The 1,140-nt window shown below is 65.5% G+C and carries 1 protein-coding gene; it reads right to left on the minus strand.

The window, feature by feature from the left end; translation table 11 throughout:
- Positions 1 to 97 precede the first annotated feature (97 nt).
- Positions 98 to 946, minus strand: coding sequence for an IS5 family transposase (locus tag ABN273_RS59205; RefSeq protein ID WP_502911366.1), 849 nt, complete (start codon positions 944 to 946; stop codon positions 98 to 100).
- Positions 947 to 1,140 lie beyond the last annotated feature (194 nt).

Here is a 1,140-nt window from a genome sequence, read left to right on the forward strand (position 1 = left end):
CGACTACACGATCACGCCCGTGCCCAAGCGCCTCTACACCGCAGCAGACCTCACCACCTACGCCATCAGCGCAGGCGCCATCACGCACAAGATCAACTCAGCGTGTTAATTCTCTGCAAGCCCTAAGAGCTTCTAACGCAATGAAGTGAGGCGTCGCCAGCAGATCAGTGCGCAGGCCAGCTTGAGGAAAGCCTCGTGAATGTCGGCGCGGACCTCCCAGCGGATGCGCAGGCGTCGGAAAGCGTGGAGCAGGGCGAAGGTCTGCTCCACGACCCAGCGCTGTTTGCCCAGGCCGGAGCCATGCTCGGTGCCCGCGGCGGGCGATCAGCGGCCGGATCTGCAGCTCGCGTACCAGGCGGCGGTACTTGTCGTGGTCGTAGCCGCGGTCGGCGAGCACGACGTCGGGGCGCTGACGGGGCCGGCCACGCTTGCCACGCACCTTGGGGATGGCGTCCAGGAGCGGGCGAAGCTGGGTGACGTCGTTGCGGTTGGCGCCGGTCAGGATGACAGCGAGAGGTATGCCGGTGGCATCGGTGATCAGGTGATGCTTGCTGCCGGCCCGGCCGCGATCGACCGGGGACGGGCCGATCTGCGGCCCCCTTTTAACGCCCTGATCTGCGAGGAGTCCACCGCAGTCCGGGAGAGGTCGAGCGCGTCGGCCGCGTAGACGATCGAGCAGGACCTCGTGCAGGCGCTGCCAGACGCCGGAGGCGTTCCATTCGGCCAGGCGCCGCCAGCATGTCATGCCCGAGCCGTAGCCCAGCTCTTGGGGCAGGTGCTCCCAGGCGATCCCGGTGTGCAGCACGAACAAGATGCCCTGCAACGCCAGTCGGTCATCCAGCCGCTTACGTCCCGGATGCCGGAACCTCCGCTGGCGCTGAGGCAGAAGCGGCTCGATTACCGCCCAAAGCTCGTCGCTGACCTCCCACGGCTTCGGCTTGGCCACCCGTGCTCCTCTCGCGTGGGCTACAGCGAGAGATCAAAGCACAACGAAGATCATTCTGTTAGGCGCTCTTAGGGCTTGCAGAGAATTAACACGCTGAGTTGATCTTGTGCGTGATGGCGCCTGCGCTGATGGCGTAGGTGGTGAGGTCTGCTGCGGTGTAGAGGCGCTTGGGCACGGGCGTGATCGTGTAGTCG

This window comes from Nonomuraea sp. B19D2 (assembly GCF_040137845.1).
Lineage (GTDB): Bacteria > Actinomycetota > Actinomycetes > Streptosporangiales > Streptosporangiaceae > Nonomuraea.